General features: G+C 46.4%; 7 protein-coding genes. 1 reads left to right on the top strand and 6 read right to left on the bottom strand.

All coding sequences use genetic code 11. From position 1 onward, the window contains the following. Positions 1-663: 663 nt before the first annotated feature. From HHL16_RS00590 to HHL16_RS00565, 6 genes are all read right to left on the bottom strand, one after another. Positions 664-4335 carry a PKD domain-containing protein gene (locus tag HHL16_RS00590; RefSeq protein ID WP_169423204.1) on the bottom strand — a complete coding sequence of 1224 codons (3672 nt, stop codon included), beginning with the start codon at positions 4333-4335 and terminating at the stop codon, positions 664-666. Between the two features lie 308 nt (positions 4336-4643). Beyond that, a complete protein-coding gene (locus HHL16_RS00585) occupies positions 4644-5852 on the bottom strand; it encodes a glycosyltransferase family 2 protein (RefSeq protein ID WP_169423203.1) in 1209 nt (402 codons plus the stop codon). 1 nt (position 5853) lies between these two features. Continuing rightward, entirely contained in the window at positions 5854-6762 is a 909-nt protein-coding gene (locus HHL16_RS00580; RefSeq protein WP_169423202.1) for a glycosyltransferase family 2 protein, read from the bottom strand. Positions 6763-6858: 96 nt separating this feature from the next. Next, positions 6859-8022 (bottom strand): sugar transferase, encoded by a 1164-nt coding sequence (locus HHL16_RS00575; RefSeq protein ID WP_240965698.1) that lies wholly within the window; start codon positions 8020-8022, stop codon positions 6859-6861. 43 nt (positions 8023-8065) lie between these two features. Beyond that, on the bottom strand, positions 8066-8470 hold the full coding sequence (locus tag HHL16_RS00570; protein WP_169423201.1) for a response regulator: 405 nt from the start codon (positions 8468-8470) through the stop codon (positions 8066-8068). 404 nt (positions 8471-8874) lie between these two features. Beyond that, positions 8875-10068 (bottom strand): glycosyltransferase family 2 protein, encoded by a 1194-nt coding sequence (locus HHL16_RS00565; protein WP_169423200.1) that lies wholly within the window; start codon positions 10066-10068, stop codon positions 8875-8877. Between the two features lie 398 nt (positions 10069-10466). Here HHL16_RS00565 and HHL16_RS00560 point away from each other — a divergent pair, with 398 nt between their 5' ends. Continuing rightward, on the top strand, positions 10467-17681 hold the full coding sequence (locus HHL16_RS00560; protein ID WP_169423199.1) for a fibronectin type III domain-containing protein: 7215 nt from the start codon (positions 10467-10469) through the stop codon (positions 17679-17681). The last annotated feature ends 103 nt before the right edge of the window (positions 17682-17784 follow it).

The raw sequence follows: 17784 nt of genomic DNA, 5'->3' as shown, positions 1-17784 counted from the left end.
AATGAAATAAGAATCCTGTTACGATCATCCATGAATGATCATAGCCAATGGCAGCAATGCAAATACAGCAATGCGTCCATCGCAGCAGACCTGTTTACAATTTTTCAGATAAGGAATACAACTGATGCCGGTACAAATAAAGCTCGCATCATCCCCTGAAAACACTTAGGCGGGAACTAAAACGGATCTCTACTAATCGAACTTACCGGGCTTTGATAGGGAAAGATTTTCAGACATCAAAATGCGCAATTACTATACCAAGATGTATGAAAACCTCAACAATTTTGCCGCGGTAGCATAAAACAGCATGAAATAATTTCAGATAAACGTTCTGAATGCAAGGAAGCGAACGTGTTAGAAGAAAGAGATTTTTTATGATCCGTAAAAGTCAGACCGGACAAGGGTTTCAGAAGATGGCAATGTTCAGGCAATGCCCCTCGTCACGGTTAGTCATAGATTTTTTGCAACTGAACAGGCTAAAAAGGTAGTTCAGTTTTTTGATATAAGTTGTAGTAGAATTTTGACTTGTGCGTAGCAGTTATTCGAATAAAAAACGCCCGCAAAAAAGGAGAGCGACGGGTAACACTTTTGAGTAAATCCTTCACATACTGGGAGCGTTACCAATCGCTCGCCTTCCGGCGGGCGTAATATTGAAACAGGTACTTACCGTTTCATCAGTTTCGAATGCATTCGTTTCTGATTGCCGATAATGAAGTCAAGATAGTAAATACCCGGTAAAAGATCTGCAACTGAAATCGTCTGAATGGTTACAGACTGTGATCGCGGCACCCTGATAGCCTTCATCAGCCTTCCATTCACATCATAAATTTTTAATATGCCTTCTCCACGGGTGTCGCTGATGCAGCGAAGATACACCGTCCCGTTTATTGTTGGATTAGGATAGACAGCAAAGTTTTCATCAGACTTAAAATTATTTATCACTTCAACCTGCACCGTGTCTTTTCCAATGCCTCCTTTATCGTCAACTACCATCAATTCAAAGAGATAGATACCTACCCCCAATCTGTTCACTTCTGTTCTGAGTCCCGAAGGTTCAACAATGGTGGCTTCTTCTTCCGGACCTCCGATCTGTCTCCATTGCGAAAGGGTTATCCGGCCATCGCTATCCGTTGATTCAGAGCCATCCAGCTTCACAGAACTGGTAGGTACATATATCGTAATATCCTTGCCTGCATTGGCTTTCGGCGCAACATTGGGTTTCTCTTTCACTGTTATGGCAACCGTGTCTTTATCGATGCCGCCTCTGTTGTCTTTCACAACCAGTTCAAATTCATGCACACCCGCAATGGCATTGGCCACTGTTGCCTGTGCTGTTGCATCTCCTGAAATGGTAACGGTACCGGGACCTTTGATCCTGGTCCATTTGTACGAAACGATGCTTCCATCCGGATCATTGGAAGCCCTTCCATCCAGCTTTATCACCGGATTCGGAAGAAATACTGTGAAGTCGGCCCCTGCATTGGCTATCGGTAATTTATTGGGCGGCAGTGGTTTTACTGTTATCTGCACAATGTCGCTGGCACTGAGTCCGCCTTCATCTGTTACTGTAAGTTTGAATTGGTAAGTTCCATCGGTTAGGGCCGATACATTGGTAACGGCTGCATTCTTATTCGCAATGCTGTACGGTGTTGGCCCATTTACGTAGCTCCATTCATAGGTCAGTGGCTTACTCTCAGGATCAGTGCTGAGTGAACCATCGAGCTTTGCTGTATTCGCAGGAAGCTGCAATGTGATATCGGTTCCGGCATTTGCTACAGGCGGTTTGTTGGGAATGGGCTTTACAGTAACTACTACATTGTCGGAAGAAGTAAGGCCTCCATTATCTGTTACTGTCAGTTTGAATTCGTATGTGCCGGCAACGAGTGCGCTGATCTGTGTTGATGCCGCATTTTTATTGGCGATCGTGTAAGTGCCCGCGCCTTTCACGAGGGTCCATTCGTATTTGGCAATGCTGCCATCGATGTCTGAACTGCTTTTGCCATCGAGTGTGCCATTGTTGGGAAGCTGCACTGTGAAATCCGCGCCAGCATTGGCTACCGGAGGTTTGTTGTCGGGAGGAAGTACAGGGTTTACTATCACATTTACCAATGCTTCGGAACTGAGTCCACCTTTGTCGGTAACCTTCAGTTTGAACTGATAGGTTCCCTGTACCAGCGCATTGATGCCGGTGATAACAGCGGTTTTGTCTCCGATATCATACACGGCTGGACCGCTTACCCAGCTCCATTCATAAGAAAGTGCCTGACCTTCGGGATCGGAAGAGGCAGATCCATCGAGCGTTGTGGTGTTCAGTGGCAATGTGATATTGCGATCCGGGCCTGCATTCGCCACAGGTGGCAGATTCATCGGAACTTTCACCGTGATGGTCATTACATCGGTGGAGGATAATCCTTCTGCATCTTTAACGGTCAGTTGAAATTCATAGGTTCCTTCTTCCAGGTTGTCTACCGTGGTTGAAGCTGCGGTGCTGTTGGCAATATCATGCGCAGCAGGGCCGCTTATTTTGATCCATTGGTAAGAAGTGATATTGTTGTCGGGGTCCGCAGATTTGCTCCCGTCGAGTGTGGTACTTTTTATGGGCAGTGTGATTGTTCTGTCTGGCCCCGCGTCCGCCACTGGTGGGCGATTCACCGGGGCGGGATCCTTTCCCACAAATACTTTTATTGTGTCGTTGGTGGAGTTGTACCAGTTATCCCATACCCTCAGTTTGAATTCATAAGTTCCTTCTTCAAGATCTGTGAGGGCAGATTTTACGGAAGTAGGCGAGACTATTTTATACTTTGCCGGGCCGCTGATATAGCTCCATTCATAAGCTTTGAGCTCTCCATCCGAATCGTAGGAACTGCTGCCATCGAGTGTTGTAGTGTTGGTTGGAAGCGTGAGATAGATGTCTGCACCTGCTTTTGCTACAGGCAATATGTTAGCCGGACTAACTGTAACCACTACTTCGTCATCATCTGAGATACCGTTATTATCAGTTACTACGAGTTTGAAAGTATAGGTTCCCAGTCCCAATCCGTTTACGGTGGGAGTGGATGTATTGCCATTAGTGAAACTCACTGCTGTTGGGCCTTTCACGAGACTCCACGTCCAGCCCACGATATTGCCATCGGGGTCGTACGAGTTCTTGCCGTTCAGTTGTGAGGAAGTGGAAGGATAGAAAACCGTGAAGTCTGCACCTGCATCGGCCACCGGCCTTTTGCTGCCGGGAGCGCCGGGCACTACTGTTACTGTGATGTTTTTGATGGTCCAGTCGGCTCTGTCGTCGATCACTTTTACTTCGTAAACGTAAGTGCCTTCGTTCACGAGATCTGTCACTGTTACTTTTCCGTCGGTATTGTAAAGAGCGGAAAGTGTGCCGTTACCCGGGCCGGAAACCTTTCTCCATACATAGCGTAAAATTTTTCCATCGGCATCGGTCGATTTGGAAGCGTCAAGCACAGTTGTAGCTACAGAGGAAGTGACTGTTACATCAGGTGCAACAATTACAGGGCGTTGATTCACGGGCAGACTTCTGTTCTGCGCCAGGAACCATTCGTATAAGTTGGGATTTTGCCAGTTGTATTCGGGATCGTACACGCGGCCCCAGATCCAGTGTTCGCCCGTTTCCCATGTGGTGAAATACGGATCCACAGCGGGTTTGCAGGCTCTGATGGCATCGATGGTGCCGGCTGTACAGGAGTAGGGAGCAGGGCTCGAATCGTCCTTGGCATGGAATGCCCATACCGGCAGATTGGCTTTTGCCAGATTGCATCTGTCGATACTTGTACAGGCACCACACGATACGCCGATAGCTGCAAACTTCTTTGCATTTTCCACCGATGCACCTGCATACTGCCAGGTTCCACCACCGCCCATGCTCAGGCCGGTAAGGAAAATGCGATCAGGATCTATGCGGTAAGTTTTTGCTGCGTATGCGAGCAGTTCATCGATATACCAGTTCTGCCACCATCCATATTTTGAATTGAGCTGGGGACTGATAACGATAAAAGATTCTGTTTTGCCATTCCAGGTGAAGGTCATGGGATTGCCGTCTGCAATCAGTCTTGGGGGAGTACCGCCCAGTAATACGTTGGATAACTGACTGCGGCCATCGCCTCTTTCGCCATGTCCATGCAGGAAAATGATAACGGGATATTTCAATGTGGGATTGGCCTTGTAATTGGCAGGAACATATTCGTAGAAGCCAATCTCTTCGCCATTCTTAGCGGTGATCCAGTTCTGTTTCTGCTGAGCGTAACCACTCTGATCAAATATGAAGAGAAACACACTGAGAAACATCAGCAGTCGCAACAGCCGGTTAGGGTTCTTCATAGAGATGATTTTTCGGAATTAGGATTTATTGGATTTATTATTGCCTGGGTGCGGCTTTGCACACACAGCAACCTTATCAGAAAACGAAAAAGTACGACGCTACGATACATCAAAACCTCGGTTTTTTAACAGGTGAATTTGACAATTGTCAATCGTATTCTTTCTTGTGGTACAGTAGGAAGCGTGAGTGTAAAATCACGGCAAAGATGCAGCAAAACCAGGGCCAGTTATTGCCGCCCGTAAAAAACATTGATAATTCTTAATATTGAAGCGTCGGCTGAAACGCTTTATCCATGCATATTTCAGCCTTAGTTGTTTTGCTCCTGCGTAAATGCCTTTGGTGTGTGAAGGAATTCTTTTCTGCTCACTTTCATTCTAAATAAAGCTCTTACGATGCTCCACATCAGCAAAGGAATATGCATCAGTGCTTTGAAAGTTGCCAGATTATAGAAGCTGGAAGGGATGGATATGATAAATGTCAAAAAGTATAAAGCAGTCAATGCAGCCCACCATATATAGGATGGATACAGGAAAGCAACGCCGCTTACCTGCTCTATCAGAAAAAGCAAAAAGAGAATGCCGTAGCTAAGTAAGAAAAGCAGACGGGGAGGGGCGAGGTTGGCGAAAAGTTTATTCCAGTAGTCGCGGGTCTTCGGCAGCGGCCCTTGATTTTTGTCAAAGAAGAGTCGCAGGTGAATGATCTGCGATTCGAGCCAGCGGGTGCGCTGCCGCTCGAACACGGCCTTGCTGCTCACTTTCTCATCGAGCACATACGCGTCGTCGATGAACTCGATGCAGATATCGGCCTTCATCACTTCAAAATCCACTTCTCTGTCGCAGGCAGGATTGCCGAGGATACCGGGTTTGTTGTAAATAGATTTCAGCTTGCTGAATTCAAATGCCATTCCCGAACCGATGGTGTTGCTGCTGAAACCGAGCGCCCGTTGTCCTCTCCGGAAGATATGATTGTTGATCTCTTCGCTCATGGCATCGAGCACAGCCACCGGAGTATTTCTGTTCTTGGCAATGCGATGGCACTGCACTGCTCTGAAACCCTTCTGGAATGCGGCATTCACCTTCTCCAGCGTTCCGGGCATCATAATATTGTCTGCATCGATGATGATGGCCACATCGAAATCTTTTTCGGGGATATGATTCAGCAGCTGATTCAGAGATCTGGCCTTGCTGCTCAGTTCGAACTGCACTTCTATCAGGTTGATGCGGAAATTGAGCAGCTGTGCGATGGTTTCGGGCTGCAGCTGATCGGCGGCTACAAATACCTGGAACTTATCCGAAGGATAATCGTGCTCCAGCGCTTTCTTCACCGTATTGATGATGATATGGTCCTCTTTGTAAGTAGGGATCAGCACGGCAATGCGTTTCTTCTCCGGATGCGGTTCATACTTCGGCGAACGGTACAGTTTGCCTGCCAGCGCAGCTGCAAAAAAGTAGAGCGTGTTGATGCAGAGGTATGCAAACAGTATCCCGAAAATGATATGAAGAAGCGTGAGTAACATGCTATGTTTTAGAATAACTCGATGAATAAAGATTCCAGAAAGCGCCTTTCAGAAAACATTTCAGGTGAGTGAACTGTCTGCGTGCCGCAAAACTGATAACGCTTTTGGGAATAGTGAAAAATGTGAAGAATGCACTGAAGGCCAGGAGTTGCATGGGGGCTGCATTCCGGCGCATATAGAGAATTCTGTTTCTGGTATGGTAGTACACTTTCATGGGATTTGATTTTCCCACGCTCAGTGATTCTTTGTGATAGATAAGGGCAGTGGCAGTGTACCAGATCTTAAAACCTGCTTTGAGAATGCGTGCACTCCAGTCCCATTCTTCGTAATAGAGAAAGAATTTCTCCGGGAACATGCCTACGCGTTCTGCCACTTCTCTTTTCACCATCATGGCACAGCCATGTGCACCCGATGTGCTGCGGCTTTGGTTGTATTGGCCTTTGTCTTCTTCGTGAATGCCGATGGTGCTGGTTCTGCCGGTGAGGGTGCTCATGGGATTGAATCCCGCATATTGAATAACGTTAGGCTGATCGAAGTACATGATGCGCGGACAAGTAACGCCGATACTTTCATCTTCCATGAAAGGCTGCAGCAGTTGCTGAATGAGATCGGGCGTCATTTCGGTATCGTTGTTCACGATGAAGAAAAAATCGCCCCCTGCCTGGCGCATGCCCCAGTTATTGCCACCGGCGAAGCCGAGATTCTCTTTTCTCAGCAGCAAACGTGTATTGGGATAATTTCCTGCGAGTATCTGTTCTGTAGGGTCGATAGTGGAATCCATATCGCATACCAGTATCTCGTAATTGGTATAACGAAGCCTGCGTGCCGATTCCAGAAAGTCGCAGGTAACGGCCGTTTGATTGTAATTGAGTGTAATGATGGATACGAAAGGCTCTTGCCCTGATAACATATCAACTCTCTTTTTGCGTTTGTACCGGCAGAAAATTGTTTTTCTGCAAAATGCAGTAGCGGGGCGATTTACCCCGCTACACTCTATAAAGCAATGCTACGCATTTGAACTTTGGATAAGCGCAGATGGCGTATTGGCCATGATCCAGAGATCGTAGAAGAAGCCATAACGGTCTGCATAATCGATATCGAGCGTGATGCGTTCAGCTACCGACATATCTTTCTTTCCTCTTTTCTTGATCTGCCAGAGGCCGGTGATGCCTGCCGGAGCCATGAAACGTTTTGCCCATTGGTCGGTAGTGAGCGATGCTGCTTCGTATAAGGGTAAGGGTCTGTTACCTACCAGGCTCATGTCTCCTTTGAGTACATTCAGCAGCTGTGGCAATTCGTCGAGACTTGTTTTGCGAAGGAAGTTGCCAACTTTTGTGATGCGCGGATCATTGTCCACTTTAAAGAACACAGGGCCTTCCGTTACAGCATCATATTGGTTGAGATGGCTCATGCTCTCCACTTTTTTGTCTGCGTCCACTTCCATGGTTCTGAACTTGAAAAAGTTGAAGATCCTGTAGCCGCGGCCTGCTCTTTTTGAAATGTAGAAGATAGGCCCTTTGGATTCGATTCTGATGGCTGCCATAACCAGCAACAAAACCGGACTGCTGAGGAGCAGCAGCGAAGAAGACACCAGAATGTCGAAGCTGCGCTTGATATAGGTTGGTCTGCTCTTGTGATCGTGCAGACTCATTTCGAGCGAGAAGCTTTTCTCGTGAAGGAATTGCTGCTTCACTTTTTTGAGGAATCCGATCTTGCGGATCAGTGCAGATTTGCTCTGATCTTTCAGCATCAGTATTTCATCGATGAAGGCGCATTCTTTTACACGTTTGAAAGATTCCTTCGGAAGTTCCGACACTTCGGCAATAACGGGTACACCTGCAAGCAGTGTATCAGTTGCAAGAAATTGTTGCAGATCGCGGAAATCCGTATCCTGTTTCACTTCCAGGATGATCACATCGGGGAGGAAGCCGCTTTTGGAGTGCAGCATTCTTCTGATCATGGCGCGGGCATGGCTGATATTTTCAGCAGCATATCCGCTTTCAAAAGTTTTGATGAGGCTATCGATGTTCGAGGCCTTTTTGCCTATGTAAAAAAATTCCAGTTTCTGTTCAGTGCCGGATGATGGTTGTTCAATTCCGGAACTGAAGGAAAAATGTTTGTAACTCCTCCTGGCTTCCGTCTTTCTCCCTGGTAAAAATGTCAGTTCCATAAAGTAAGGTTGAGTGGTTTAGTTTTACCTGATTTTTTCTCTGTTAGCTGGCATGTGCTATAGCAGCAGATGACAACGCTGGATTGTCAAGCAATCGGTTCGCTTCGGCCATCAGGTCAACCGGATTAAAGGGTTTTGTGAAAAATGCGGATACTCCGAATTGTTCACACTGTGCCTGTACATGCGCTTTGTCGAGCGACGACAGAACTATCATGGGTATGTCTTTGTAAATTCCGCTGGATGATAACTGTTCTACCAGTTCCCAGTCCTGCATATCAGAATGCTGCGCATCGGTAATGATCAGGCCAGGAAGGTTTCTTTTCGATAACCAAAACATGGCTGAACATCCATCTGGAGCAGTTACTACCTGGTATTCTTTTCCGAGTACAGTTTGCAATAAAAAACGTATCGCCTTACTGTCGTCAATTGCGAGTATTAGTTTTTTCATTCAAGAAAAAATTAAACGTGAAACAAATCGCAATTTTTCAAAAGGCATTCATCTTGGACGATAAATAACGGCTTACATGAGGTATTGGGAACTAAATCAACAAGGTTATGCCGTACTCAAATGGTATGGCTCTTAGGTGGTATGTGGATTAACTGATCGGTCGATCAGCTGTGGGGAATTTCAATGGATTCGTGGTGTGAGTTAAGCTCTTTTCAATTTGGCATTTAGCTTGCCCTTCAAAGGATGTTGAACAAGGAGGGATTCACATTCGGGAGTAAAAGTAATAACTATAATTAATAAACCAAGCGTCGTCTGTTATTATATTTTTCTCACCAGCAGCAAAATTCAACAATTTCATTTACATCTGCTATACCCTTTTAATGGTATTTTCAGATTGATAATTATCAAGCATGGGACTGGCTTCTGGCGGCTTTTTCCCATAACACTGTCTGCTTCTTTTTTACAAATCTGCTAAAGCCCATGAACACTGAAATATTCATGAACAGAAAATAAAAAGGAATATACACTGCCTTCAATCTGATGTTCCTGCTCGCAAAGATCCAACCGGTTATTCCGAGCATATAGAACAGTGATTGTAGAAATAATACCCCAACATAGAAAGTGGTCGGAGCAAGAAATACAATGGCGATATTGCTAAGGAGAGTGGTGATCAAAGCCACCGGACACAGCGTCCAGCGCAGGATACGGTGAGATATGAACTGAAATGAAACAACAGGATATCTGAAAATATTGAACAAAGGCTTCAGCAGAATCATTGCCTGAAATGCGCCTGCGCAGATCCTCACTTTTCTTTTCATCTCTTCCTTGATGGATGCAGAAGGCGCTTCGGCTGCGTATGCCTGCGGTTCGTATCGCACAACATACCCGTTAACACAGAGTTTCAGCGATTGCACAAAGTCTTCGATGATGGTGCCTTCAGGCGCTGCTTCAAACAGATCTTTGCGCACGGAGAACAATTCGCCGGCTGCTCCAACGGTGGTGTACAGGTCGGAATCGAGTTTCTTGAGGTAAGATTCATATTTCCAGTAAAGGCCTTCACCCGCTGCTGCTGCTGCATCTGCGGAATTCTGCCAGATCCTTTTTTCTCCGGCCACGCCACCTACGCGCGGGTCTGCATAATGCCGCACGATCATCTTTACACATTCTTTGTTGAGCAGGGTATTGGCATCGCAGAAGATCACATAAGGTGCGCTCACCTGGCGGATAGCCCTGTTCATGGCTGCGGACTTTCCCCTTCTTTCGGGGCTGTGCATCAATGTGATCTCCGGATATTTGCGGATGATCTCCGGCGTGAGATCGTTACTGCCGTCTGTGATGAAAATCAGTTCCAGCCTGTGTTTGGGGTAATCGAGCTGAAGCGAGTTGGCAATTTTCTGTTCAATGAAATCCTGTTCATTGTATGCGGCTACTACCAATGCTACCATCGGATATTCTTCTTCAGCTCTGGCAACCGGTTGTTTGGCGAACATTTTTTTTATGCGCACCAAAACCCAAACCAGCATGCCGTAACCGATATAACTGTAAAAAATAAGGCCGATGCTGAACCAGAAAATAAAATTGATAATTGTCAGAATCATAGTTAAGTGAGGCTCTTCACATGGAATTGATCTGAACAGGATGGATAGTTAAAGATGAAACTGTTCTGCAAAAAAAATAAATAATTTCTATACCTGTTCATTATTGCTGAAAAATACCCTGAACCGGTTATTGCAGTGAACCGCAGTTTGAATTAATTTCGCCAATTAGAAAATTATATTACTTTTGGCCTTACTACGAAAACCTCTCTTCCACATATCCATCGGAACACCTACGCTGTAATTACCTCATTATTCTGCGAGAAAACCACCACAAAATTCACCCTCCAATATGCCATTCCTGATCCTTTGTTGAAAAAGTTTCGGAAAACATATCCTCATTGTGAAACCGCGTTTCGCAAAACAATTAACGTTTACCAATAACGCATCAATTGCTTTTTATGAAGAAAGCTTTACTTCTTTCTACAATGGGTACATTGTTATGCATTGCTGTGGTGCATGCGCAGAATGTGTTCAATCCTGCGGACCCTCAGGTTCGCTATAATTCATCAGATCCCAGCGGATCTGCTACCAATCCCAACACGAATATTCAGGGGTTGCAAAAATGGGTGAGCACTCCTACGCAGGGGGTGAGTACCGGAACAGGTCAGTATGATGCTTCGGCCTATAAGGCATACTATATCAATTTCGGCGGTGGTGTGAATATGTGTTTCAGATTGAAATTTCCGAAGAGTTATACCAATCCCGACAGTGCTTCAAAGAAATATCCGCTGATGGTATTCTTCCATGGAGCCGGAGAGCCAGGATGCCCCAGCAATAACGGCCTCTACAATAATGAACGTCAGCTGGTGCATGGCGGCCGCTCGTTTCTCGATAAGGTGAACTCCGGACAGTTCGATGGTTTTCTGTTGTATCCGCAGGCGCAGAGCAGCACCTGCTGGTCCGACTGGGGAACTGCTCCTTATTCTCCTTACTATGGAATTATACTCAGTGTAATTGATTCGCTTGTAAAATACGCGCGTGCCGATATCGACAGAGTATTGTCTACAGGTTTGTCCAATGGTGGTGCAGCAGCATGGTCTTTCACTAATAAATATCCCCAGCGTGTTGCGAAAGCGGCTCCATCGGCAGCTGCAAATGGTGATACTGATTTTCAGAATTTCATTCATATTCCCATTTGGTTTGCAAGTGGTGGCAAAGACACCAACCCTTCACTGGGGTATGCGCAGTCTACCAGAGATAATTACCTCAACAATGGTGGTGATATCCGTTGGACCATGTACCCCGATCTTGGTCACGCAGTGTGGGATAAACATTGGTCCGAGCCGGATTTTGTGCCTTTCATGAACAGCCTGCACAAAGCGAATCCACTGATCTTTTATAAACGCAATTCTTATTGTCCGGATTCTGCTATCAATTCCAAAATTGGTATCACACCGGGCTTTGCTGCATACGAATGGCAGAAAGACAACAACACTATTGCGAAGTTCGAGAACAATACCCCTACAATTTATGATGGATCTTCCATCATCAGTTTTGAAGCAAACAATATTACCGTAAAATCTTACGGTACTTACCGGGTTCGTTTCAAACGCAGTGCCAGCGGGCCCTGGAGCGATTGGAGCCCCATCCCCGCAGTGATCTCTCCAAAGCCTGTAACACAAACTCCGAATATTGCCATAGACGGATTGCAAAGTATCATACTGCCGGCTCCTGATGGCAGCACTACCGTTCAGCTGAAACAACCTGAAGGTTTCTTCGGTTACAACTGGTTCAATAGCAGCAATCAACTGATCGGCACCAGCCGTACTATTACTGTACCTGTTGGAAATTATACAGCTAAAGTGGTAGAGGATCGCGGATGCGGATCATTGCCTTCGCCGGTATTCAAAGTTGTTCCTGCAAGCGGAAGTCCCAAACCCGATGCAGCAAAAAATCTTACAGGTATCGCTGCGTCACTCACCAGCATTCAACTCGACTGGAGTGAGAACCCCAATGCCGGACAAAACGAAACCGGCTATGAGATCTACAGAAGTACAACTTCCGGCGGACCTTATCGGTTGCTGACTATCACGGGTCCGGATGTATTGTCGTATCTCGATCAGGGATTAACTTCCAACACCAGTTATTATTATATCGTTCGTGCAGTAAGCGCCTTCGGCGCAGCGCCTAATTCAAATGAAACGGGCGTGAAAACAGAAGTGGATCTAACTGCGCCAACTGCACCATCTTCATTCACCGTTTCGGGAATGGCTTCGAACTACGCTTATCTGAAATGGAATGCTTCAACCGATAACGTAGGTGTAGTGAAATATGAGATCTATATCAACGGATCCAAAACTTACACTACCAAAGAGACGTCTTTCAATATTTCGAATCTCAACGAGAATACCAACTACACCATTTACGTAAAGGCGGTAGATGCTGCAGGCAATGCATCATCTCCGAGCAATCAGGTAACTACTTCCACTACCTTCTCTGCTACTGGTATCAACTGGAAATATTACGAAGGAACCGGCTGGATTTCACTGCCGAACTTCAATGTACTTACTCCGGTAAAAACAGGTTCCACTACCAGCGGCACTACTGCGTTCGATTTTACAACCATCAAAGGAAGCCGCACTGTAGATTATGGTATTCTTTGGGAAGGTTACATCAATATTACGGTTGCCGACAATTATACATTCAAGCTTTCTGCAAATGATGGTGCTAACTTGTATATCGGCAGTCCATACGGAACACCTGAAAAGATCAATAACGATGGAAGCCGCAACAGCACCGTTTCTAAAACAGGAACAGTATACCTGTCTGTAGGTGTACACCCGATTGCGGTTGCATTCTATCACAATGCCGGAAGCAATGAAACTGTGCAGCTGACCTGGAAGAGACCTTCTACTTCAGAAGTGAATGTTCCACTTGCTTCGCTCTTCCGTTCTCCGACTATCACCGGAGGTACAGCTCCGACTGCACCATCTAACCTGGTGGCAACCGGAACAGGATACAATAGAATTCAGCTCAGCTGGAACGATAACAGCAACAACGAGACCGGATTTGAACTGGTTCGCTCAACAGCGGTAACCGGACCTTATCTGCCAGTTGCAACTCTTGCAGGCAGCAGCTATCTCGATTCCGGACTCAGCGCTGAAACGAAATATTATTATAAGGTAAGAGCTATCAGCCCTTATGGTGAATCTGCTTTCACAGCAAATTATACCGAAGCCAACTGGAAGCTGAACAACGATGGCAGCAATGCAAGCGGTGGCAACTCCCGCACATTGGGTTTCACCAATACCAGTTTCAACAATGCTGATGTGAAAGAAGGAACGCATGCACTCTCTTTCAACGGCACCAATGCTTACGCACAGGTAAACAGCAGCGAAACCGGTGCATTCCCAAGTGAAGGCGCCTATGATGCACGCACTGTTGCCATGTGGATAAAGCCAACGGCCGCCAGCTTCAACAAGCGCATGATCTTCGATTTCGGCAACATCAACAACGGTCTTGCACTTCGTTTCAATGGAAACGGCTTCCAGTACAGTTATGCAACTAATAACAGCAAGCAATCTTCTACCACACTTACATTTGCTTCGATTCCCGGATTCACAGCGCTGAACACCTGGAACCATGTGGCTGTTACCTATACTCAGAATGCCACCAAATTATTTGTGAATGGTGTGGAAGTGCAGTCGATCACAAATACTTTCACCAGCAAACCAATTGCAGCATCCAATGCATCGAGATTGGGCTACTCTGGTGGTTCTGCTAATGATAACTCATTTGGTGAGGCGAGCACAGCCAATGATTATTTTGCGGGATTGATGGACAATGTCTTCGTTGTTAATTCAGCGATGACCGCAAGTGAGATCAATGCACTGCGACTGGCTACTTATCAACCATCATGGGATACAACATTGGTGGCCCCATCACAACCAGCTGCTCCATCTTCATTGGCAGCCACGTTGCTGGGCACCAACAATGTAAAACTCACCTGGAACGATAACAGTTCCGACGAAACCGGATTTGAAGTCTACCGCTCACTCGGCAATACTACCAGCTTCCGTCTGGTGGCTACTGTAGACGGCGGTGCAGGTGCTACTAAAACTTATACCGATAGTGCGCTCTTTGCAAATGTTACCTATTATTATAAGGTACTTGCAAAAGGCCAGGTTTCACCCAGTGGTTACAGCAATACTGCAAACGCTGCTACACTGAACTCTGTTCCGGTGATCGAAACGGTAGACGATTTCTCCATGACCTACGGTACGTCTTACTCCGTTCAGCTGAAAGCTACCGATGTGGATGGTGATCCGCTTACATTCAATATCATTCCTTCGCCATACTTTGCAAGCATCACCAATGTGAGCAATGGTATTGCAAATCTTACGTTCACTCCATCCATCATGGACATGGGTGTGTACAATATTAAAGTGGTAGTGTCCGACGGATTCAATGGTTTCGATACCACTTACTTCTCCATGCTGGTGAACAACAACGCTGTTCCGGTGATCAATAACATCAGCGATGTGAATATGAATGAGGGTGCCACTCCTGTAGTTATTCCAATCTCTGCTACAGACGAAGATGGCAACTCCGGCATCACATGGCGCGTGGCCAGTCTGCCTTCATTTGCTACGCTGGTAGACAGTGGCAATGGCCGCGGTTCAATTACGCTGGCTCCGAGCTACAATCATTCGGGTACTTACACATTGTCTGTAATTGCAGATGATGAATATGGAGCATGGTCGCAGAAAGACTTTGTGCTGAATGTGGCTGAAGTGGATCCGAACGATAAAGTTCAGATCAATATGTTCAACTACACCGGATATGTTGCACTCTGGAATGATATCGATGTAAAAACCGGTCTCTTTAATGTAGGCGGTCTCCGCAACATCAAGAACCAGGTAACCACTGTTGGTATCCAGCGTCTCAATAACAACGCCAATAACAGAAATGGTGGCGACGGTGCACAGGTGCCCAACGATGGTGGCATCTTCCCCAACAACGTACTGAAAGATTATCTCGGATGGGGTGGCGCTACCAGCGACGATACACTGAAGCTTCGCGTTCGTGGCCTCGATCCGGCACGCAAATACAACTTCGTATTCTACGCAAGCAACACTTGTCCGTATTGCGGATTTGGTGCTGCTACCGTTACCACTTACAAGATCGGAAGCAAAGCTGCTGAGATCAACTTCTACAATAACATCAGTGGAACCGATACTATCTATCAGGTGCAACCGAGCGCCGGTGGTGATGTGTTCATTGATATGATCGGTGATCCTAATCCGAATATCGGCGGCTACCTGAATGCGCTGGTGATTGAAACCGGATTTGATGATGGTTCAACGCCAGTGAAACCGCTCAATCTGCAAACGCAGGATATTCCTAACACCGGTGTGAAACTCACATGGGAAGACAAGGCCTACAACGAAACGTCTTACAAAGTATATCGTGCCTCTGTAAAAGCCGGTCCGTATACATTGCTGAACCCAGGTGCACAGAATGCAGATGCAGTGGACTATTCAGACAACACCACGCAGCCATATGCCAACTACTACTATTTTGTTGTAGGCAACAACAAGTATGGCGATGGTGCAACCAGCGACACAGTTCATATTGCAACAGCCAATAACAAACCTGTGATTGCATCACTGGATAACATCTTCGTGAAAACAGATGCCACAGTGAATGAAGACTTCACAGTAACCGATAATGCAGGGGACGTAGTTACTGTAACTGTACAGAACAAACCCGGATTTGTGAGCCTGCTGCCAATGGGTGGAAACAACTACAGACTGGTAGTGTCTCCAACAGCAGACAATATCGGATTCAGAACAATCACCATCAAAGCAGAAGACGATAAGGGTGGAGTGAATACACAGGTAGTGAATATCGGTGTGGCCGACAAGAATACAAGATCGTTCTACATCAATACAGGTGTAGGTGCAGAAGCTCCGGCTCCATGGACCAATATGCTTGGATATGGAAACGCAGGAATGAACAGAACCAATCTGCGCGATGAAAACAATGTTCCGTCCAACATCGCCATTCAGCTGGTTGAAGGATGGGGTAGTGTAACCAGAATGGGACATCAAACCGGAAACAACTCCGGCGTTTATCCTGATGTGGTATTGAGCAGCGGTATCATCGACGATGGCAATGCTCCGCACAATATCAAATTCTCCGGACTGGATCAAACCAAACGATACAATCTCATCTTCGTAGGAAGCCAGAACGAAGGAACCGATGGTACTGAGATCTTCACTGCCGGTGCTGTTAAAGACACTCTGCAGGCAAGGAACAATACCAATCTCACAGCCAACCTCAATGGGCTTACACCAAATGCATCGGGCGAGATCACTGTATCGCTCACCAAAGCCTCAGGTGCTGTATACATTGTGCTGAACGCGGTTCAGATCGAAGAGTACGCACCTGCAATTGCTCCGATGGGCCCTGTTAATCTGTATGTAGAACCGGTAGACCGCACATCGGTGCTTGTAACCTGGTCCGACAGATTGAACAATGAAAATTCCGTGGATGGATTTGAATTGCAACGTGCCTCAGATTCTCTGTTCAGTTCTCCGACATCCACTGCACTGGCAGCAAACACTACCAGCAGACTGGTAACAGGATTGAATCCTAATACCAAATACTGGTTCCGTGTAAGAGCAAAAGTTGGATCGGCCTTTACTGATTTCAGTAATCGCATGAAGACCATTACACCGCAATCGCTGGTGTACTTCAACTTCAACTTCTCTACACCGGATGCAGCGTTCCCGTGGAACAATGCCAGCGAGAATCCGGCATTTGTGCAGGACTTCACCAATCTGAAAAACTATGCCGGACAGCCAAGCGGACTCACCCTCTCGATTGTAACACCATTCAACGGTGAGAACGTAGCAGGTGTTGTAACAGGCAACAACTCGGGCATAGTGCCGGATGCGGTACTGCAAAGTTGTTTCTGGCTCGATAAAACTCAGGTCTCAACTGTGAAGGTGAGCGGACTCAATCAGAACAAGCGTTACCGCTTCGGATTCATCGGAAGTATTGGCGATGCAGGATGGGATCGTAATGATTATACAGCCACTTATACCATCAACGGAAGAACCGTGTACCTCAACTCATGGGAAAACAGAACCAAGATTGTGTACATCGGTGATGTGGTGCCGGATGCAAATGGCGAAGTGAACATCGACTTCTCCACAACAGCAGACGCAGCATGGGGCTTCAACTCAGGTCTCATCATCGGAACCTATGATGATGCAAGCGGCGGCACAGTTCCAAACTTCGACATGCCGGGTAACAGCAATGAAGTGCCTGCAAAAGAAGTGGCAGTGAACAACGATCAGAAGAAGCTGGAGAACGAAGCGCTTGCAACAGGAAAAATAAATATCAAGGCTTATCCGAATCCGTTCAACGATAACATTAGTCTTGATTTCTATAACAAGTCAACCGCCGATCAGGTAAGAATAGATATTTATGATCTCAGCGGAAGACTGATATACAAACGTGCTTACGGACAATTGCCAGCAGGCATCAACACACTTCGCCTCAACATTGGCGAAGGACTCGGAACCGGCATTTACATGGTAACCCTCGTGGTGAATGGTAAACCGGTATCGGCTGCGAAGATGCTGAGAGCTGAAGCGAAATAGCAATTGTTCCCGGAAGAACAAGGCATCAACCCGCAGTTGTGCCTTGTTCTTCTTTGTTCATTAACAGCGGACCTATTTCTCTGAAACACAAAATGGATATTCA

This window comes from Pseudoflavitalea sp. G-6-1-2, from assembly GCF_012927185.1.
Classification (GTDB): domain Bacteria; phylum Bacteroidota; class Bacteroidia; order Chitinophagales; family Chitinophagaceae; genus Pseudobacter.
Note: the sequence above shows the minus strand (reverse complement) of the source record. Positions and strands in the feature narration are given on the sequence as shown.

Excerpts from the sequence above, each read along its gene's own strand:
- HHL16_RS00590 (WP_169423204.1), bottom strand. The coding sequence starts at position 4,335 with ATGAAGAACCCTAACCGGCTGTTGCGACTGCTGATGTTTCTCAGTGTG.
- HHL16_RS00585 (WP_169423203.1), bottom strand. The coding sequence starts at position 5,852 with ATGTTACTCACGCTTCTTCATATCATTTTCGGGATACTGTTTGCATAC.
- HHL16_RS00580 (WP_169423202.1), bottom strand. The coding sequence starts at position 6,762 with ATGTTATCAGGGCAAGAGCCTTTCGTATCCATCATTACACTCAATTAC.
- HHL16_RS00575 (WP_240965698.1), bottom strand. The coding sequence starts at position 8,022 with ATGGAACTGACATTTTTACCAGGGAGAAAGACGGAAGCCAGGAGGAGT.
- HHL16_RS00570 (WP_169423201.1), bottom strand. The coding sequence starts at position 8,470 with ATGAAAAAACTAATACTCGCAATTGACGACAGTAAGGCGATACGTTTT.
- HHL16_RS00565 (WP_169423200.1), bottom strand. The coding sequence starts at position 10,068 with ATGATTCTGACAATTATCAATTTTATTTTCTGGTTCAGCATCGGCCTT.
- HHL16_RS00560 (WP_169423199.1), top strand. The coding sequence starts at position 10,467 with ATGAAGAAAGCTTTACTTCTTTCTACAATGGGTACATTGTTATGCATT.